Origin of the sequence: Paraburkholderia graminis (assembly GCF_003330785.1) — a bacterium.
Classification (GTDB): domain Bacteria; phylum Pseudomonadota; class Gammaproteobacteria; order Burkholderiales; family Burkholderiaceae; genus Paraburkholderia; species Paraburkholderia graminis.
The window spans coordinates 177,517-197,444 of record NZ_CP024936.1; the positions used below are offsets into that span (position 1 = coordinate 177,517).

Genomic DNA, 19,928 nt, shown 5'->3' on the forward strand with positions numbered 1-19,928 from the left:
TCAACCGATCACTAATCGATAGATAAATTAAGTTTCCGGAGTCGCACATGCCTATTGCAAAGCTTGCTCACTATTCGATCCGCACGGCGGATCTTGCGCGATCGTGCCGCTTTTACGAACGAGTGCTCGGTTTTCGGCAAGGCTATCGGCCGCCTTTCGACTTTCCGGGCACCTGGCTTTACAAGGGCGGCGATGAAGCCGAGTTCGGCACGGTCCATCTGATCGGCGTCGACGCGAACAACGCGGCGGGGCTCAACGCCTATCTCGGCGACAAGGCGCTGCCTGCCAGCGGAACCGGCACGGTCGATCACATTGCGTTTCTCGCCACCGGCGTCGAGGCAATGTGGAACACGCTGAAGGCAGAAGGCATCGTCTGGCGCGATCGCACGGTGCCGTCTCTCGGTCTGCATCAGGTGTTCATCGCGGACCCGTCCGGCGTGACCATCGAACTCAACTATCCCGCTGAAGAAATCGGCCGCCTAGGCGAAGCCGGAGCGGCTCTCGCGCAAGACTCGAACCACGCTGGAGAACGGTCATGAGTCACACTCCTTCCCGCATGCGGGCGATCATCGTCGGCGGCTCGCTGGGTGGGCTTTTCGCCGCCAATCTGCTGGTTCGCCACGGCTGGCACGTCGACGTATTCGAGCGTGTGCCAGACGAACTGGCGGGGCGCGGAGCCGGCATTGTCACGCACCCCGAACTGTTCGACGCAATGACCGCCGCGGGAATCGCCTGCGACGATTCGATCGGCGTCAAGGTCGAGTCGCGCGTGACGTTCGCGCAGAGCGGCGCTGTGCTGTCCAAGCGCCGTCTGCCGCAAACGCTGACCGCGTGGGCCAAGATGTATCACGTGCTGCGCGCCGCGCTGCCGGACGTGCACTACCACGCCGGCGGCCTCGTCGCCTCGGTGGAGGACGGCCCGCTTCAGACGACCGTCACGCTCGCCGACGGTTCCGTGCTGCATGCCGACCTCGTGATTGCCGCCGACGGTTTCAAGTCGTCGATCCGCGAACGCCTGCTGCCCGACGCCAGGCTGCAGTACGCCGGTTACGTGGCGTGGCGCGGTCTCGTCGAGGAGACGTCGCTATCTCCAGAAACAAGGGAGGCGCTATTCGACAAGTTCGCCTTCTGCCTGCCGCCTCGCGAGCAGATTCTCGGTTATCCGGTTGCGGGCCGGAGCAACAGCACGGCGCCAGGCGAACGCCGCTACAACTTCGTCTGGTATCGCGCAACGAGCGAGGCCAGGGAGTTGCCGAACCTGTTGACCGATGCAACAGGCAAGCACTGGCCAGGCGGTATTCCGCCGACGTTGATTCGGCGCGAAGTGCTCACGGACATGGAAGATGCGGCGCTCGCGCTACTCGCCCCGCAATTCGGCGAGGTTGTGACAAAAGCAGTTCAACCGCTATTCCAGCCGATCTTCGATCTCGAGGTGCCGCACATGGCGTTCGGCCGGATAGCGTTGCTCGGTGACGCCGCATTCGTCGCGCGCCCGCATTGCGGTATGGGCGTGACCAAGGCGGCGAGCGACGCGGTGGCACTCGTCAAGGCGCTGAACACGAACGACAACAGTGTGCGCGACGCACTGGTCGACTACAGCCGCGAACGCACCGAGGCAGGCTCGGCGATCGTTCAGCACGCGCGCCATCTGGGCGCCTACATGCAGGCGCAATTGAAGAACGATGTGGACCGTGAAATGGCGGAGCGTTACCGCACACCCGAGGCGGTGATGCGAGAGACCGCCGTGCCCGCGCGCTTCTGACAATCCGTTGCCGCAGCGGTGACCGCCATAGCTGGCCACCGCATCGGAAAAAGCCTTCCTGAAGGAGATAAATGTGGAACAAGGCGCGCCGACTTACACGATCAACGCGCGGCAACCCGCCGCCGATCCGCCGCTCGCAGTCCATCCGCTGCTGAACGATCCGCGCTTTCGTGCGCTCGTATATAAGCGTCGCAGGTTCTCGTGGATGCTGACCATCCTGATGCTGGTTGTGTACTTCGCCTTTACTCTCACGCTCGCTTTCGCACCAGTGTTGCTGGGCCATCAGATTGCGCGCGGCTATCCGATGACGTGGGGAATTCCGGCCGGCTTCGGCATGTTCGTTTTCACATTCGGACTGGTCGCGGTCTACGTTGCGCGCGCCAACACCTTGCATGACCGCGCGGCAAACGAAATCCGCCAGGGAGCACGGCAATGAAGCGCATTTCAATGCAGTGCGATCGACGAGTCGCGAAGCCGCTTTATGCCCTCGTCACGCTCACCGCCATCGGCATCGTAACGGCCCTACCCGCAGCAGCAGCAACAGCAGCCGACACAACGACGCGTGTCCGCTCGCATAATCCGATCGCCATCGGCATGTTTCTGCTGTTTGTCGCGTCGACCCTGTTCATTACGCGCTGGGCCGCGAAAAGAAACAACAGCGTCTCCGATCACTATGCGGCGGGCGGCAAGATCACAGCCTTCCAGAACGGTTGGGCGATCGCCGGGGACTATATGTCGGCGGCTTCGCTGCTCGGCATTTCGGCACTTGTTTTCATGAGCGGCTATGACGGGCTCATCTATTCAGTCGGGTTTCTGGCGAGTTGGCCGGTCATTCTCTTTTTGATCGCCGAGCCGCTGCGCAATCTCGGCCGCTACACGCTCGCGGACGTGGTGTCGTACCGTCTGCAGCAGCGGCCGATTCGTGCGTTCGCCGCATCGAGCTCCATCGTGATCGTGCTGCTCTACCTCGTCTCGCAGATGGTCGGCGCCGGCAAGCTCGTCGAATTGCTCTTCGGCTTCAACTACACGGCAGCCGTCGTGATGGTCGGCGTGTTGATGGTGGTGTACGTGTTCTTTGGCGGCATGCTCGCGACCACGTGGATTCAGATCATCAAGGCGGTGCTGCTGCTGGCGGGAGCTGCGTTCATGGCGTTCATGGTGCTGAACCGCTTCGGGTTCAGCATGAACGCGCTGTTCTCACAGGCGATCCTCGCGCACCCGAAACATGCTGCGATCATGAGCCCGGGCGGTCTCGTATCCGATCCGATCTCGGCGGTGTCGCTCGGGCTCGCGCTGATTTTCGGCACGGCCGGATTGCCGCATATCCTGATGCGCTTCTTCACCGTCAGCGACGCCAAAGCGGCCCGCAAAAGCATCCTTTACGCGACGGGGATCGTGGGCATCGGCTACGCGCTGATCATCGTCATCGGCTTCGGCACGATTGCGCTGGTCGCAACCGATCCGCAATACCACAGGACGTCGGGCGCGGTAATCGGCGGCGTCAACATGGTGGCGATCCATCTCGCGCACGCAGTCGGCGGCAATCTGTTTCTCGGCTTCATTTGCGCAGTCGCGTTCTCGACGATTCTCGCCGTCGTCGCGGGCTTGACGCTCGCCGGCTCGTCGGCGGTTTCGCACGATCTGTATGCGAACGTCATGCGCCGGGGCGCGGCTAGCGATCGCGAAGAACTAAAAGTCTCGCGCATCACCACGCTCGTGCTCGGCGTACTGTCGATCCTGCTCGGCATCGCATTCGAGAAACAGAACATTGCGTTCATCGTGAGCCTGACGTTCTCGATAGCGGCGAGCTCCAATTTCCCCGTGCTGCTGCTTTCCATCTACTGGCGCGGTCTGACGACCCGCGGCGCGGTCATCGGCGGCTCGCTCGGCCTCGTCTCCGCGGTGACGCTGACCGTGCTGAGCCCCACTGTATGGGTCCAGGTACTCGGCCACGCGCAGGCGATCTATCCGTATGAATACCCTGCGCTCTTCTCGATGATCGTCGCGTTCGCCGGCGTGGTTTTTTTCTCGGTCACCGACAACTCGCCGCGCGCCTCGCGGGAACGCGCGCTTTACCACAATCAGTTGGTCGACTGCGAACTCGGCATGGCGAAGCGCGGCTGATAGCGGGCACTCAAAATCTATAACGGAGACGGACTCATGGATTGCAACTGCTGTATCTCGCCGCGGCGCCGCCGCATGCTCGCCACGATGGGCGCGCTCGCAGCCGGCCTTGCTTCGGGCGTGCCGGCCGGTGCCACCGCTGCAAACCGCGCCGCGACTGCGGCAAAGGGCGTGGGCAAGTCGATCGACATTCACGCGCACTACTACCCCGAGAGCTATTGCGAGTTGTTGGACAGCGAGGGCGCGAAGTACGGCGGCAAATTCACTTGCGATGCCACGAGTTTCACCTTCCAGACGCCGGCCGGCGGCCTCGGGCCGTTGCCGCTCAAGTTCATCAACGTCGATGAACGGCTCGCCGACATGAACGCATCGGGCGTCGACGTGCAAGCACTTTCGTTGAGCGTGCCCATGGCGTATTGGGCCGACCGCGCCTTCAACGCAAAGCTCGCGAGAACATGGAACGCAGCGGCCTCCGCGATACACGTCAGGCATCCAGACCGCTTCGTGGTGCTCGCGACCCTCCCGATGTTAAACCCGCACGATGCCATCGACGAACTCGAACGCGCGTCCGAATTACCCGGCGTGCGCGGCGTGTACATGGGGACCAACATCAACAATCGCGATCTGGACGATCCGCTATTCGAGCTCGTGTTTGCGCGCATCGAACAACTCGACTTGCCGGTATTCCTGCATCCACAGCAGACAGTCGGCGGTGCGCGGCTCGGCGACTTCTATCTGAGCAACCTGCTCGGCAATCCCTTCGACACCGCGATTGCGGGCTCGCATCTGATCCTCGGCGGAGTGATGGACCGGCATCCGCGGCTCAACGTTACATTGCCTCACGCGGGCGGCGCGCTGCCCATTCTGATGGGCCGCATCGACGCAGGCTGGACCGTGCGCCCCGAAACACGGCGCCTCGCGCAAAAGCCCAGCAGCTACTTGCGCCGCTTCAATTACGACACGGTCTCGCATTCAGGTCCGGTTCTCGACTTCCTTATCCGCAACATCGGCGTGGATCGGCTCGTGCTCGGCAGCGACTACTGTTTCGACATGGGCTACGCGCAGCCGGTGGCGTTCGTCGATGGTCTTGGCCTGCCGCCCGAGCAGAAGAGCCTGGTTATCGGCGGCAACGCGGCGCGGTTGCTAAAAATCTGAAATGGACAAAGGCCGTGCGCGATCAACCTTCGAACGAAGCATCCAGCCGCCGTTCAAGAAACTGCACCAGCGCGCGCACCTTGCTGGACTGGCGGCGATTCGGCAGATAGGCGGCATACACGACCGCGTCGCCCGAATGCGGCCGCGCGTCGAATCGCTCGAAGAGGCGCAGCAGACGCCCGCTGCGAATCTCCGCGGCCACCAGCCATTGGGGCAGCAGCGCGATTCCCCGCCCGGCCATCACGGCTTCGAACAGTATGTCGAGATTGTTGGAAAGCAGATGGCCGCGCACGTCGACGCGCTGCTCGGCGCCGTCGCACTGGAAGGTCCAAACCTGGCGCGTGCGGTAGCCGCCGCCATAGGCGAACCGCACGCACTCATGCGCGGCGAGATCGGCGGGGGATTCCGGCGTGCCGCTGCGTTGCAGGTAGTCGTGGCTGACAACGACATGGCGCGGATTGTCCGCGAGCTTTTTCACGATCAGATTGGCGTCGCGCTCGGCAAAGCCGATGCGGATCGCGACGTCGATCCGGTCAACCGCGAGGTCGACGAACTGGTCGCCGACCACCACGTCGAGAAACACGCGCGGATGCTCGGCGAGAAAAGCCGCGAGATGCGGCGCGAGGCATAACCGGCTGTAGGTGGACGGCACCGAAATGCGAAGCGCGCCGACCGGCGACGCGCCGCTGTCAAAAACGCTCTCGTCGGCCTCGGCCAGATCGTCGAGCACCTTGGACACCTGTTCGACGTAGGCAGTGCCCGCGTCGGTGAGGCTGACCATGCGCGGCGTGCGGGTCAAAAGCGCGGTGCCGAGCGACGATTCGAGCGAATCCATCAGGCGCGTGACCGACGAAGTCGCAACCCCGAGGCGTTGCGCGGCCTTCGAGAAGCCGCCCGCGTCGGCCACTTCGAGCAAGGTTTTGACGGCGAGAAATTTGTCCATGGTTACGCAGTTGGCGGTTTGGTTGCGTAGAACGCAACGCTGGCTTGCATTTTAGCCCCATTCCGCAACAGAAACGCAACGCATAAGCTGCATGCATTGCGTTTCCGCTTCTCTTTACTTCCGGGAGTCGTCATGTCAACCCCAGCCTCCGCCACGGCGCGCGCCAGCAGTCCCATCAAGCTGACAAACGGTCTGATCGCGCTGTTCGCGTTCTGCTGCGGCGCCATCGTCGCCAACCTGTACTACGCACAGCCGATCACCGAACTGATCGCGCCGGAAATCCACATGTCGGGCGGCACGGCGAGCCTGATCGTGTCGCTCACGCAAATCGGCTATGCGTTCGGCCTGTTCTTTCTCGTGCCCCTCGGCGATCTGCTGGAAAACCGCAAGCTGATGATCGCCACGGCGCTCGTGTCGATCGCGAGTCTCGCCGCCGCCGCATTCGCGCATCAGCCAGGCGCGTTTCTCGTCATCTCGCTGCTGGTCGGCTTCAGTTCGGTTGCCGTGCAGATCCTGATTCCGCTCGCTGCGCATTTGGCACCTGACGAATCGCGCGGCAAGGTGGTCGGCACGATCATGAGCGGCCTGCTGCTCGGCATTCTGCTGTCGCGTCCGATCTCGAGCGTGCTCGCCGGACACTTCGGCTGGCGCGCCGTGTTTGGCTCCGCCGCCGTGCTGATGGCGATAGTGACGACCGTGCTCGCGCTAACCATTCCGCGCCGCCAGCCGGATCACCAGGCCACGTACTTCGAACTGATCAGCTCGCTGGGCCACCTCGTGCGCACGATGCCCGTACTGCGTCATCGTTCGTTATACCAGGCATTGATGTTCGCGTCGTTTAGCCTCTTCTGGACCGCGATTCCCGTCGAGCTGACGCGCCATTTCGGTCTCAGCCAAACGCAGATCGGCATCTTCGCGCTGGTCGGTGCAATCGGCGCGACCTCCGCGCCGGTGGCGGGCCGCCTCGCCGACGCCGGCCACACGGTTCGCGCGACGCTGATCGCGCTGGTGGTCGGCGCGCTGGCCTACGCACCTACGTTGATCCATCCGGCGTGGGGCGTGGCCGGCCTTGTCGCGACCGGCGTCGTGCTCGACTTCGCGGTGCAGATGAACATGGTGTTGGGCCAACGCGAGATCTACGCGCTCGATGCGACGAGCCGCAACAGGCTGAACGCGCTCTACATGACGAGCATCTTTGTCGGCGGCGCATTGGGTTCGGCGCTCGCGAGTCCGCTCTATGAACACGGCGGCTGGCCGCTCGTGGCCGCGGTCGCCACGGCCTTTCCGCTGATCGCACTCGCTCATTACCTGATGATCAGCCGCCCACACGCTGCGCGCCATTGCTGATGTCGCACTGCGCTTTGAAGGGGGCAGTACACCGCCTCCCCGCCTTCGTTAACAACAATTCAGCGTGAATTCAGGAATTCTCATGGGCTGGACGATACGCTTCTCAGCATTGCGCCCGGCCTGAACGACGCCATCGATCGCCAAGGAAAACGACCATGTCCTCACTTTCACCTTTGCTCGACGGTTACGATCTGTCGGGTCTGCACTTGCCGAATCGCGTCGCGATGGCGCCGATGACCCGCTCGCGGGCACCGTCGCAAGGGCGGCCCACCGAATTGATGGCGAGTTACTACGCGCAACGTGCGTCGGCGGGATTGATCGTCAGCGAAGCGACCAACGTCAACGCGGCTTCCGCGGCGTTCGACCTGACGCCGGGCATCTTCACCGCAGAGCAGATCGAAGGCTGGCGTAGAGTCACGAGCCAGGTGCACGCCGAGGGCGGGCGCATCTTCATGCAGTTGTGGCACGGCGGGCGCGTCAGCTCGTTCGCGCTGCTCGGCGGCGACGCGCCGCTCTCGCCTTCGGGCGTGAATGACGACCTAGAACAGTTGCAAGTGTGGGCGCAACTGCACAACGGCCAGTACACGAAGATCCACGCAACGCCGTCGCGCGCCATGTCGCTCGACGAGATCAGGCTCACCGTCGACGCCTTCAAACAGGGCGCGGCCAACGCGATCGCGGCGGGTTTCGACGGCGTGGAAGTGCATGCGGCGAACGGCTATCTGCCGCATCAATTCCTCTCGTCGACCATCAACACGCGCGACGACCGTTACGGCGGCTCGGTGGCGAACCGCGCAAAATTTCTGCGCGAGATCATCACGGAGATTGGCTCGGTCATGCCGCTCGAGCGCGTTGGCGTGCGCATCTCGCCTTATGCGCACTACAACAATGTGCGCGACGCGGACCCCGACGGCACCTACGATTACGTCGGCAAGATGCTCGGCGAATTCGGCGTCGCGTATGTCCACGCGGCGGATACGAACGGCTGGAGCGGGCAGCCGGATTTGCCGCGCATCATCGGACGCCTGCGGCGCGTGTATTCCGGCACGCTGATGGTCAACGGCGGTATTTCCGTGAATGCCGCCGAAGCATTGATCCGCGAAGGCGACGCGGACCTCGTGGCGTTCGCCCGCGCCTATATCGCGAATCCCGATCTGGTCGAACGCATTGGCACAGGCTCGCCGCTGGCGGCGCCGAAGGCCACGGGCTGGTATGGCGGCGACGCCGCCGGCTACATCGACTATCCGTTCGGCGGCAGCGCAACTGGCCATGCGCCAACCGATGCGCGAGCCGAGCCGCGCGCGGCTCAGGCATGACATCGCTCGTTGCCTCGACGCGCAGTACAGCGCGCGCCGCCTGTTCGACATAACCCCTCGATGAAAGGTATGCGAATGACCCGCAAGTCTGGATTGCTGGCGGCAGGCGGCATGGCGATCATGGCCGCGTTCGCCGTCGCTTTGCTGCTGATGTGGAAGCCGGCGATCGCGCCCGTCAGCCCTCCCGCGCAGGACGCTTTCGACGCCCGCACGAAGCTAGCGGGCGCGCGCGTCGTCGCGCTCGGCGACTGCATCGTGTGTCACACGGCAAAGGGCGGCAAGCCGTTCGCGGGCGGCTTGCCGCTCGCCACGCCGTTCGGCACGATCTACGCGACCAACATCACGCCGGATGTGAGAACCGGCATCGGCGCCTGGTCGCTCGAGGCGTTCACGCGCGCGACGCGTCACGGCGTCGCTCGCGACGGGCATCTTTTGTATCCCGCGTTTCCGTATGTGCACTTCACGCGTATCTCCGACGACGACATCGCGGCGGCCTATGCGTATCTGATGACACGCGAACCGGTCGATGCGACGCCGCCCGCGAACCAGTTGATGTTCCCGCTGAATTTCCGTCCTTTGCTCGCCTTCTGGAATGTGCTGTTCCTGCACCCCGGCGAGCAACCGCCCGACGCATCGAAAGACGCCGAATGGAATCGCGGCAAGCTGCTCGTGGATGGCCTCGGCCACTGCGCGTCGTGTCACTCGCCACTCAATGCGATCGGCGGCGAGAAGTCGGGTCAGGCGTTCGATGGTGACATCGTCGACGGATGGGAAGCGCCTGCGCTGAACGCACTCGGCGCAGCGCCGAAACCGTGGACGAAGGAACAGCTCGTCACTTATCTGCGTACCGGCAGGGCCAGCGAGCACGGTGCAGCGGCCGGCCCGATGCTGCCCGTCACGCGCGATCTCGCGACCGTCCCGGAAGCCGACGTGCGCTCGATCGCCACCTATCTTCTGTCGATCCAGAAGCCGCAGACCATGGCGACGCCGGTCGCGTCTACTGTCGGTTCGCCCGAAGCGCAACGCGGCGCGACCCTCTTCGCCGCGTCCTGTGCCCAATGCCACGGCCCGGCTGCGCCGATGCAGTCGATCGGCGAACGCCCCACGCTCGCATTCAGCACCGCCATCAACGCGGCAACGCCGCGCAACGCGATCCAGATGATATTGAGCGGCAACGGATGGCACGGCGAGGACAGCATGAACTACATGCCCGCTTTCGATCACATCTACGACGACCAGCAGATCGCCGATCTCGCGTCCTACATTCGCAGCGCCTATTCGCAGCGCGGCCCGTGGACGGACGTCGAAGCGGTGGTGGTGAAGGTCAGAAAGGAGAACAACGCGCGATGATCAATCTCACTGTCAACGGCGTGCAGCACGCGCTCGACATCGATCCTTCGACACCGCTGCTCTACGCGCTGCGTAACGATCTGCAATTGCACGGCGCGAAGTTCGGTTGCGGCCTCGGCCAATGCGGCGCGTGCACCGTGATCGTCGATGGCGCGGCGGCGTTTTCCTGTCTGATTCCGGTTGGATCGATCGGCAAAAAGCCGGTGCGCACCATCGAAGGTCTCGGCACGATCGAGCATCCCGGTCCGCTGCAGAAAGCGTTCATCGAGCATCAGGCGGTGCAGTGCGGCTACTGCATCGCCGGCATGATCATGCGCGCACAGGCGCTGCTCGATCGCAATCCGCGTCCTACCGAGCGGGAACTGATCGAGCACATGGAGCCGAACCTGTGCCGTTGCGGCACGCACACACGAATACTCGCCGCGATCCGCGAAGTCGCGCATTTGCAGGCCGCGGACGCGCCGCGCGAAAACCCGCCACTCGCGGCGAGTCACGGAGGCGCGCAATGAGCCGCCACGACGAACACATCGACGAATCCGTCGACGAATCCGTCGACGAAAGCCGCCGCCGCTTCATGCTGGGCAGCGCGCTCGTCGTGAGCTTCAGCATGTTGCCCGGCGTGAAAGCGCTGGCGCAGGAAGTGATCGCCGACGAAGGCGCCGCCGTGCACATCGGCAAGGCGACCCAGGCGCTGGCGGGCAGTCTGAAGACGAACCCGTACCTGGACTCGTGGATCGGGATCGACCGCAAGGGGAAGGTCACGGTGTACACCGGCAAAGTGGAATTGGGCACCGGCGTGCGCACCGCACTGCTCCAGATTGCCGCCGAGGAACTGGCCATGGCGCCCGCGCTCATTACGTTCCTCACCGCCGACACGGGCGCGTCGCCCGACGAAGGCCTGACCGCCGGCAGCCACACGATCGCCGACAGCGGCAGCGCGCTGCTCAACGCGTCAGCACAAGTGCGCGGGTTGCTCATGGATGCCACCGCGAAACGTTTCGGCATCCGTAGCAATATTCTCACCGTGCGCGATTCGATCATCAAGGCTCCCGACGGCCGCAGCATGACTTACGGCGAAGCCGTCGGCCTCGTCGATTTGCATCGCATGGCTGCGCCTGTTTCGCCGCTGACCAATCCCGCGGCTTTCCACGTCATCGGCACGTCGTTGCCGCGCGTGGACATTCCGCGCAAGGTGACGGGCGGCGTCAGCTACGTACAGGACATGCTGATGCCCGGCATGGTGCACGCGCGCGTCGTGATGCCGCCCGTCTATGAAGCGCGGCTATTGCAAGCCAACACGGCAGATGTTCTGAAGATGCCGGGCGTCGTGAAGGTGGTGAGAAACGGCAGCATGCTCGCCGTGGTCGCCAACGGCGAATGGCAGGCCGTGCAGGCGCAGCGGGCGCTGGCCGCGAACAGCCAGTGGAGCGCCGGCCGCGCGCTGCCGGACCCGGCCACGGTTCATCGCGATCTCGCAACCCTCTGCACACAGCACATTGAAATCGCCAACACGCACAGCGCAACGGCAACGGCTGTCAAAACGCTCGGCGCGACATACACCAGGCGCTACATGATGCACGGCTCGATTGGGCCGTCATGCGCTCTCGCGCTGTTCAAGGACGGTGCGATGACCGTGTGGACCCATTCACAAGGCGTGTATCCGTTGCACGATGGCCTGGCCGAGATGCTGTCGATGCCGAAGGACAGCATTCGCTGCATCCACGTGGAAGGCTCCGGCTGTTACGGTCACAACGGCGCCGACGATGTCGCCGCGCACGCAGCACTGATCGCGCGTGAAATGGAAGGCAAGCCGGTGCGCGTGCAGTGGATGCGCGAACAGGAACATACCTGGGATCACTACACACCCGCGATGGTCACCGAGGTCAAGGCGTCGCTCGACGCAGGCGGGAACATCGTCGACTGGAACTATGCGCTGTGGAGCAGTTCGCATAACGAGCGGATCGTCAACGCCGGCCGGCTGATTCCCGCGCAGTTGCTCGAGAAGCCGTTCGCACCCGCGCCTTCCGTGCCGATGGTGCAGCCGGAAGGCGGCGGCGATCGCAACGGTATTCCGCTGTACACGTTGCCGAACATGCACGTCATGAACAACTTCTCGCCGACGATGCCGCTGCACACGTCGGCGATGCGCTCGCTCGGCGCTCACATGAACGTCTTCTCAATAGAGACGTTCATGGACGAGTTGGCCGCCGCGGCTGGCGCCGACCCGGTCGAGTTCCGGCTCAGGCATATGCAGGACCCGCGCGCGCGGGATGTGATCAGGCTGGCCGCCGAAAAGTTCGGCTGGCCCCGCCCGCCTCGCAAACGTAATCACGGCGTCGGCTTTGCTTTCGCCAGGTACAAGAACCTGATGGCGTATGTCGCGATCGCGGTCGAAGTCTCGGTGGTGCCGGAAACCGGCCAGGTGATTCTCGAACACGCCGAAGCAGCCGTCGACGCGGGGCAGATCGTCAATCCTGATGGGATTCGAAACCAGATCGAAGGCGGCGTGATCCAGTCGGCAAGCTGGACGCTATACGAACAATTGCAGTTCGATACGAACAGAATTCGCAGCTTCGACTGGAGCAGTTATCCGATCCTGCGATTTTCCGCCGTCCCGCGCAGCGTAAACGTGCACCTGATCGACCGGCCGGGCGCGCCGTTTCTGGGCGCAGCGGAAGCGTCGATGGGGCCGACCGCGGGCGCCCTCGGCAATGCATTGTTCGACGCTACGGGCAAACGCTTGCGGGACATGCCGCTGGCCGGCGAGAGCTTGAGGTCGTGAACCGCTCCATCCCTTCTCTCAAGCTCCGCCAAGAAGCCTCACACGGTGACAACAATCTTCCCGAACTGCTGGTTCGACTCCAGATAGCGATGAGCGTCGACAATCTGTTCGAGCGGGAAGACCTTGTCGATCACCGGCTGGAGTCAGGCGGCCAGCCGATGCGCATAGTATGGCCGGTCCCTGTCGTCCAGTATCGCGTACATTGCCTCCAGGTTCGACGGGTCAGGGTTGAGCCAGGCGTCGACGTTTTCGGGCTTGATGGGGATGATGCACCGGTCGTGACCGGCAGCTGCAATCTCCGGTGGGGGCTCGTCGGTGATGGCGGCGAACGAGAGTAAGTCTTGGTGACCGGGCGCAGTCCATCGCGACCAGAGGCAAGCCACGTGCATTAGTTCGCCGTTTGCCGGACGGAATTCGAGAACTACGTTCTCGTCGCGCTCGTGCGTCTCGAGAAGCGTGCCTTCAAATTTAGCTTTGCTCACGTTCTCGTAAAAGACCTCGACCAGCAGAATGCCGTGGGTATGTCCAAAGCACGGTTTCCAGAATCCTTGCAGGCTGTCCCTGCGGGCGTTATAGGTTCCGGGGAATTTCTTATCGTAAGACGCCGGCTTACCAGCAATGCGGCATTGATAACGCATCGGCTTGACGACGCGCTTTCCATTTTCTGAAATCATCACAGGCGCGTAGTAACCTGGGAAAATGCGCGAGTCACGCGGTTCAGGCTCCGTGCGCTGGAGGTCGTCAATTCTGGCTTTGGCCCAGGCAATCTTGTCGGTTGCTATGCGGCGACTTTCGCTGGCCGCCTTCGTAACTTTGGTCTCCAGAGCGCGCTCGGCATCGGCCAGCCGCTTGCGCTGTTTGAACAGCTCCTGCTCGAGCTTTGTCGCCTGTGCGGCATTGAACCGGCCGATGAGGGTAGCGATTTCTCGTTCCGCTTCGTTCTCTGGTTGCGCGAATGCGGCCTCCATGGCCTTCGGTACCTTCGCCTTGCTGATGTCTTCGGCTCGCTCAAAAAGCAGGCGCGCAAACTCATGAATGTCCATGATGGCGCCGAAGGTCCGCACAAATTTTCGGTAGTCCGCGACTATCTGGGCCGAGTAGCACATCAGTTCCTCCGGTATCCATCACATGAGTGGGCGGCTGATGAAGTGCCCCTAGCTGGAATCTACACCTTTACTGCTCGCCGGCGGTCGGCGTCGGCAACCGCATGAAGCGGTCAAGCGTCAGCAGAAATTCCTGCTGACAGAATGCAGGCCGCCCAGCAGATGCGACATGTCGACAAGCCGCTGCGCTACCAGATGCCGCACCTCGCCCTGACACTGCCAGACCCCATAGACCGCCAGCAGCGACGCACTGAGCGCTTCCTTGCGCTGCTTCTCGAGCAGTGTCGGCCAGATGATGACGTTCACGTTACCCGTTTCGTCTTCGAGCGTGACGAACACCACGCCCTTGGCCGTGCCCGGCCGCTGGCGCACGGTGACGAGACCACAGCCCCGCGCGAGCCGGCCGTCCCGGTAGGTGCGCAACGTGGCCGCGGGCATGAGGCGATTGGCGAGCAACTGCGGGCGCAACAGTTCCAGCGGATGACGACCGAGCGTCAGGCCCACCGAGCGATAGTCCGCGAAAATGTCGTTCGCTTCCGAGGGCGCGCCGAGTTCCGGCGTTTCGTCCTCGACGGCCGCGGCGGCCAGCATGTCCTTCTCAGGGACGGCGGCCACCGACTGCCACAGCGCCTCGCGCCGATTGCCGGCAAGCGCGGCGAGCGCATTCGCGTCCGCGAGAATATGCAGGTCCCGACGGTCGAGCGTCGCGCGGCGCGCGAGGTCCTTTACGCTCGCGAAAGGCCGCACCGCGCGCGAGTTTTCAATCCGCTCGGCCGTGCCTTCCTTCATGCCCCGCAGAAGTGAGAGACCCAGGCGCACTGCGGGCCGCTTCTCGCCGGCCATAGGTTCGAGGGACGAATTCCATCCACTAATGGTCACATTGACCGGCAGCACCTTGACGCCGTGGCGCTGCGCATCCTGCACGAGTTGCGACGGTGAATAAAAGCCCATCGGCTGGCTGTTGAGCATCGCGGCGAGAAATGCCTCAGGCTCGTGACATTTCAGCCAACTGCTCGCGTACACGAGCAGCGCGAAACTCGCCGCATGGCTTTCCGGAAAACCATACTCGCCGAAGCCCTTTATCTGTTCGAAGATGGCTTCGGCAAACGCAAGGTCATAACCCCGCTCCTGCATCCCAAGCACGATGCGGTCATAGTATTTTCCGAGGCCACCCTTACGCTTCCACGCGGCCATTGCGCGCCGCAGCTGGTCTGCCTCGCCCGCGGTGAAGCCCGCGGCGAGAATAGCGACCTGCATCACCTGCTCCTGGAAAATCGGCACGCCGAGCGTGCGGCCCAGTGCGGTCTTCAGAGCATCGCTCGGATAGGTGACCGGCTCAAAGCCCTGGCGGCGGCGCAGATAAGGATGAACCGCTCCGCCCTGAATCGGACCCGGCCGCACGATGGCCACTTCAATCACGAGGTCGTAAAAGGTGCGCGGTCGCATGCGTGGCAGCATCGACATCTGCGCGCGCGATTCAATCTGGAAGACGCCGACCGTGTCGGCGGCCGAAATCATGTCGTAGGTGGCCTTGTCTTCCGCGGGAATGTCCTGCATCTCGAAGCGCTCACCGCGCTGCTCCGACACGAGGTCGAGCGTGCGACGAATGGCTGAGAGCATGCCAAGCGCGAGTACATCAATCTTCAGCAGTCCAAGCGATTCGAGGTCGTCCTTGTCCCACTGGATGACGCTACGCTCGGGCATCGCGGCATTCTCAACCGGAACCAGCCGCGTGAGCTTGCCCCGGCTGATGACGAAGCCGCCTGAGTGCTGCGACAGGTGCCGCGGAAAGCCATAGAGCTGTGCGGCGAGCGACGCCCACGCGCGGATGAGCGGCGTGTCTGGATTCAATCCGCACTCCTCGAAGCGCTTGAGCAGGTCCGCACTGTTATCGAACCAGTGATGCGACTTGGCGACCGCATCGACTATCTGCATATCGACACCGAGCGCCTTACCCGTTTCGCGCAAGACGCCACGCGCACGATACGTCGAAACCGCAGCGGCAATCGCCGCGCGGTCGCGACCGTACTTGCGATAGATGTACTGAATCACTTCTTCGCGCCGCTGATGCTCGAAGTCGACGTCGATGTCAGGCGGCTCCCCGCGCTCTTTCGAGATGAAGCGCTCGAAAAGCATGTTGCCGCGTGCGGGGTCCACCTCCGGACACCGAGGCAGTAGCACACTGCGGAATTGGCCGCCGACCCTCGCCCCTGACACAGGATATGCTGACTGCGCGCGAAGCGGACCAGGTCGTAGACCGTCAGAAAATACGGCTCGTACTGCAGGTCGCCAATCAGTTCAAGCTCGTGCTCAATCTGCTCCTGCACGTGATGCGGAATGCCCGACGGAAAGCGCCGCTGTGCGCCGATGTACGTCTCCTGTCGCAGATAGGCGCCCGGCGTGAATCCGGGCGGCACGAGTTCGTCCGGATACTCGTAGCGCAATTCGTCCAGGGAGAACGTGCAGCGCGCGGCAATGTCGACCGTTGCGGCAAGCGCATCCGGTGAATACAGATTGGCGAGCCGCAAGCGCGAGCGCAGATGCTGCTCGGCATTGGGCGCGAGGTCGTAGCCGCATTCATGAACCGGCTTGCCGACCCGGATGGCGGTGATGGTGTCCTGCAGGGGTTTCCTCGAGCGCACGTGCATCAGCACTTCGCCGAGTGCGACCACCGGCACGTCGCGGTTGCGCGCGACGAACTCCACCGCGCCACGGTGAATGTCGTCCATGGCGCGCTGATGCAGCACGAGACCGACCCATGCGCGCCCCGGAAATGTCTCGTCCAGCCATTCGACCTGCGCGTCGAGCACGTCTTCCTTTGCGGCGAAGCTCGGTACCAGAATAGCCAGGCAATCCGGCACGCCCAGCAGGTGCCGGTATTCCTTGTCGGGCCGCGACAGGTCTTGTGGCGTGAGCCGGTATTCGCCCTTCGGCGCGCGCGTGCGGGCGAGCGTGATGAGCTCGGAGAGGTTGCCATATCCTTCGCGATTTCTGGCAAGAAGGATGAGTCCGAATGCCGGCGAGCCGTCCGCGTTCACCAGACGGAAGTATGAGCCGACGATAAACGGCAGCTTCGCTTCTTTCGCCGCAACGTGCGCCCGCACGACACCAGCGAGCGAACATTCGTCGGTAATCGCGAGCGCCGAATACCCGAGTTGCGCGGCGCGCTCAGCGAGTTCCTCCGCGTGCGAGGCACCGCGCAGGAACGAGAAGTTCGACAGGCAGAAAAGCTCGGCGTACGCCGGCAGCACGGTGAAGGTGGTGTCCACGGCGCTTCATCCGAATAGGCCGTGCAGGAACCAGCGCGGTTCCTCTTCCGCGTCGCGGCTGCTGACACGTTCGCGGTAAATCCAGTAGCAGCTCTGGTCGTCGGCCTGCGCGACGAAGTAGTCGCGTGTGACCAGTTCGCCATCGAACCAGCCCGCCTCGATGCGCTCGCCCGGTGACACCGTGCGCAGCGGCGAACCATAGAACGGGCGGTGCTGGCGCATCAGCAGGCGCACCGGCGTATCGAGCATCCACGTCGGTCGCGGCAGGCCTTCCGGGATGACCACGGCCTTTGCGGTTTGGGTGACCGGCACCCATGCGTTGGCGACTTCCGGGCGATGGTCAGCGCTTGGCGCCGGCCGCAGTACATTGTCTTCACCGAGCCGCGCGACGAGTAATTCGAGTAGCCGTGCGTGGTCTTCCTTCGAGCCCCCCGGCTCGGGGAAAAGCGTGTCGGACGCTGGCGCCGCGGACTCGACCTTTGATGCGTCCAGACGCAATGCGATAACCGGCGCGGTGAGCTCGATGCGATGCAGCCGCTCCTTGAGCAGCCTCACGAGGTGCTCTTCGCGCCAGGTGGGCTCACCCAGTGCAATCTCGATGCTGGTCGGTTCGATGGCGTCACGCCCGCGCTCGTGCTCGAGCGACAGGTGCACCGCGCTCACTGCGAGCTGCTTTGCGCAGAGCCACCCGCACAGTTGCACGATAAGCCGGTGTGCGCCGAAGACTGCACCGTCCGCGTGTTCGAGCCGGTCCGGCATCTCGATGCGCGCGGAAAACGTGGGCGGCAGTTCCAGCCAGTCGAACAGTTCCGGCGCGGTGCCAAACGCGCGGTCGAGCGAATCGAGCAGGTGTTCGCCACAGCGCCGCTGCAGTCCGGCGCGCGGCAGCCGGCGGATGTCGGCGATGGTTTCGCAGCCGAGCCCGCTAAACCAGTCGGCGAACTGCCGCACCTCGGGAACCGCGACCATGGGCAGACTGGCCAGCCGCTGCTCAAGCGTGGAGAGCTTGAGCACGCGCCGCGCACCATGCCCTTTCGCATGGCGGGCCAGCAGCCACGCGCCTTGGCCGGTTGGTGCGGCACTGATGCGCGCGGTGAGACCGAGCGTGGCGAGCAGCGCCTTGGCTTCGCGGCACAGCGCGAGCAGTCCGCCAAAGAGGCGCAGGCTCGCGCCGACCTCGACCACCACGGTCGCTTCATCGAGCAGCGTGACTTCGGGCGAAAAGCGCATCAGCGCAATGCCGACATCGCGCTGCACCGCCCGCTCGCGGGCGAAGTCGCGCTCGTGCATTTCCGTGTCCGGCGAGAGCGTCAGCACGCCGCCGCGCTTCATCCCCAGCCGCACGCCTGCCGCGCGCGCGACGCCGTCCGCGATGACGACCTTGTCCTTCTCGAGCACGACGCTGCCGTGAAGCGGCTCAGGCGACCACCTCGGTCTGAAGACTTCGAGCGGCAACTTCGGCAGGTGAGCGGCGAGAAAGACGCGCATGTCGTGACAGCAGAACAGGAGTGGGTTGAAGGGGAATCGACAGAGGCTCCGTGCGCGAGGGCCCTCGTCGTTTCACGATGTCGACGGTCAGGCCGTCGGCCGATGGTTTGAGCGCCAGGCGCAGGAGCGCCGGCGACGCGTCCTGTGCGCTCGCAAGCGGGCGCACCATGACGAATAGCGTTTCCGACGACTGCGCCGCCAGATGCAGGCGCCGCAGCGATGAAGCCTGCGCGTACTGCGCCCAGAAAATCAGCGCACCGCAGCTTCCCGCGCGGAGAATCTGTTCCGCAGACCAGAGCGCATCCGCGGTTTTCTGCGCCTTCACGCGCAGCACCTGCTCCAGCGACAGACCGATGTAGCTAAGTCCCAGGCCGTCCGGCGTATGCGGCGGCTGCAGGAATGCAACGGGCCGGTCGTCTACGGCACTCAGCGCGGGCCGCAGCAGCCGCAGTTCACCCACACCCGGTTGCTGCACCAGCAGGTCCACGAGCGCACCGACCGGCCAGCCGCCCCCGGGCAGTTCGCCTGAGAGCGCCGGATAGCCGGTATCGACCACGCGGCCCCGGCCCCGCGCGAGCTGCGACGCCCGCCACAGGGACGGGTGTATCGCTTCGGGGGACGGCAAGGGGGATGTCATTGCGAGAAAACCTGTATGGATGTACAGTATCCTACACGGATTTCCGTAGCGGCGAACAGGCACTTTTTTCGGGAGCGGGACGGGTGGATATGCGTGTGCGTGAACCCGTCAGCCATCCGATGCCGGAAATTGCGGCGTTTGTGGCGCAGCTAAAATCAGCGTTCGGCGAGCAGGAAATCAACGAGGCGATTCGTCGTGGCAAGGCGGGCGAGGCGACGTTTTACGCCGCCGAGAACGGCCATACCGTTGGGACAGCGAGTCCGCTCGCCGCAAATGCATGGCAAGTCACCGAAGCCATTCGGGACCGCCACTATTGCGCAGGCTGCCACGGCAGATGCCTCAACCAGGCGGTGGCTTGCAAACAGTGGCAGCAGCGAGAAGCGGGCAAGGGGAAATTGTGAGAAAACTTGGACTTGCGTTACTGACCGCGGCGTTTGCGCCGACGGCTTTCGGGGCCGGCACCTATTCGGAAGTTTGGAATCCGCCCGAGGCGCGCGCGACTGCCCCCCACCGGGCCGGTACTTCACACAGGCTCGCAGTCCGACGTCACGTGGCCTTGCACGCGAAGAAGGTGCGTTCGCCGCGCGCGATAGCAACTGCTCCACGGCTCGTGGCGAAGCAGGGCAACGCGCAAAAAACCCTGCGCAAGGAC

The 19,928-nt window shown here is 63.8% G+C and carries 15 protein-coding genes and 2 pseudogenes; 11 read left to right on the forward strand and 6 right to left on the reverse strand.

What is annotated here, in order from left to right; translation table 11 throughout:
• Positions 1 to 47 precede the first annotated feature (47 nt).
• From CUJ91_RS32340 to CUJ91_RS32360, 5 genes are all read left to right on the forward strand, one after another.
• Positions 48 to 539, forward strand: coding sequence for a VOC family protein (locus CUJ91_RS32340; protein WP_114158254.1), 492 nt, complete (start codon positions 48 to 50; stop codon positions 537 to 539).
• Positions 536 to 1,762: an FAD binding domain-containing protein gene (locus tag CUJ91_RS32345; RefSeq protein WP_114158255.1), complete on the forward strand. Its 1,227-nt coding sequence runs from the start codon at positions 536 to 538 to the stop codon at positions 1,760 to 1,762. Before CUJ91_RS32340 ends, CUJ91_RS32345 begins: the two co-directional genes overlap by 4 nt.
• A 73-nt stretch (positions 1,763 to 1,835) precedes the next feature.
• Positions 1,836 to 2,198, forward strand: coding sequence for a DUF485 domain-containing protein (locus CUJ91_RS32350; protein ID WP_425273895.1), 363 nt, complete (start codon positions 1,836 to 1,838; stop codon positions 2,196 to 2,198).
• 11 nt (positions 2,199 to 2,209) lie between these two features.
• A complete protein-coding gene (locus CUJ91_RS32355; protein WP_114158504.1) occupies positions 2,210 to 3,886 on the forward strand; it encodes a cation acetate symporter in 1,677 nt (558 codons plus the stop codon).
• Positions 3,887 to 3,922: 36 nt separating this feature from the next.
• On the forward strand, positions 3,923 to 5,041 hold the full coding sequence (locus tag CUJ91_RS32360) for an amidohydrolase family protein (RefSeq protein WP_114158256.1): 1,119 nt from the start codon (positions 3,923 to 3,925) through the stop codon (positions 5,039 to 5,041).
• Positions 5,042 to 5,063: 22 nt separating this feature from the next.
• Here the strand turns inward: CUJ91_RS32360 and CUJ91_RS32365 are convergent, their stop codons facing one another.
• A complete protein-coding gene (locus tag CUJ91_RS32365) occupies positions 5,064 to 5,984 on the reverse strand; it encodes a LysR family transcriptional regulator (RefSeq protein WP_114158257.1) in 921 nt (306 codons plus the stop codon).
• A gap of 132 nt (positions 5,985 to 6,116) precedes the next feature.
• Here CUJ91_RS32365 and CUJ91_RS32370 point away from each other — a divergent pair, with 132 nt between their 5' ends.
• The 5 genes from CUJ91_RS32370 to CUJ91_RS32390 all read left to right on the forward strand — a co-directional run bounded on the left by CUJ91_RS32370 (position 6,117) and on the right by CUJ91_RS32390 (position 12,779).
• Positions 6,117 to 7,331, forward strand: coding sequence for an MFS transporter (locus tag CUJ91_RS32370; protein WP_114158258.1), 1,215 nt, complete (start codon positions 6,117 to 6,119; stop codon positions 7,329 to 7,331).
• 155 nt (positions 7,332 to 7,486) lie between these two features.
• Positions 7,487 to 8,647: an alkene reductase gene (locus CUJ91_RS32375; protein ID WP_114158259.1), complete on the forward strand. Its 1,161-nt coding sequence runs from the start codon at positions 7,487 to 7,489 to the stop codon at positions 8,645 to 8,647.
• 75 nt (positions 8,648 to 8,722) lie between these two features.
• Entirely contained in the window at positions 8,723 to 9,997 is a 1,275-nt protein-coding gene (locus CUJ91_RS32380) for a c-type cytochrome (RefSeq protein ID WP_114158260.1), read from the forward strand.
• Complete coding sequence (locus CUJ91_RS32385) at positions 9,994 to 10,506, forward strand: (2Fe-2S)-binding protein (RefSeq protein WP_114158261.1); 513 nt, start codon at positions 9,994 to 9,996, stop codon at positions 10,504 to 10,506. Before CUJ91_RS32380 ends, CUJ91_RS32385 begins: the two co-directional genes overlap by 4 nt.
• On the forward strand, positions 10,503 to 12,779 hold the full coding sequence (locus CUJ91_RS32390) for a xanthine dehydrogenase family protein molybdopterin-binding subunit (RefSeq protein WP_114158262.1): 2,277 nt from the start codon (positions 10,503 to 10,505) through the stop codon (positions 12,777 to 12,779). The genes CUJ91_RS32385 and CUJ91_RS32390 overlap by 4 nt, the downstream gene beginning before the upstream one ends.
• Positions 12,780 to 12,817: 38 nt before the next feature.
• Here the strand turns inward: CUJ91_RS32390 and CUJ91_RS32395 are convergent.
• From CUJ91_RS32395 to imuA, 5 genes and pseudogenes are all read right to left on the reverse strand, one after another.
• A pseudogene (locus CUJ91_RS32395) lies at positions 12,818 to 12,922 on the reverse strand (zinc-binding dehydrogenase); the annotation flags it as partial.
• On the reverse strand, positions 12,923 to 13,885 hold the full coding sequence (locus CUJ91_RS32400; RefSeq protein ID WP_114158264.1) for an SOS response-associated peptidase family protein: 963 nt from the start codon (positions 13,883 to 13,885) through the stop codon (positions 12,923 to 12,925).
• A gap of 117 nt (positions 13,886 to 14,002) precedes the next feature.
• Positions 14,003 to 17,151 (reverse strand): annotated as a pseudogene (locus tag CUJ91_RS32405) (error-prone DNA polymerase).
• A gap of 6 nt (positions 17,152 to 17,157) precedes the next feature.
• The gene (locus CUJ91_RS32410) at positions 17,158 to 18,639 is read right to left on the reverse strand and encodes a Y-family DNA polymerase (protein ID WP_244231163.1); all 1,482 of its coding nucleotides are present in this window, start codon (positions 18,637 to 18,639) and stop codon (positions 17,158 to 17,160) included.
• Positions 18,569 to 19,276, reverse strand: a complete 708-nt coding sequence (gene imuA / locus CUJ91_RS32415; RefSeq protein ID WP_114158265.1) for a translesion DNA synthesis-associated protein ImuA — start codon at positions 19,274 to 19,276, stop codon at positions 18,569 to 18,571. Before imuA ends, CUJ91_RS32410 begins: the two co-directional genes overlap by 71 nt.
• A gap of 83 nt (positions 19,277 to 19,359) precedes the next feature.
• On the opposite strand from imuA, the gene CUJ91_RS32420 reads away from it, so the two are divergent.
• Positions 19,360 to 19,677: a hypothetical protein gene (locus tag CUJ91_RS32420; RefSeq protein ID WP_114158266.1), complete on the forward strand. Its 318-nt coding sequence runs from the start codon at positions 19,360 to 19,362 to the stop codon at positions 19,675 to 19,677.
• Positions 19,678 to 19,928 lie beyond the last annotated feature (251 nt).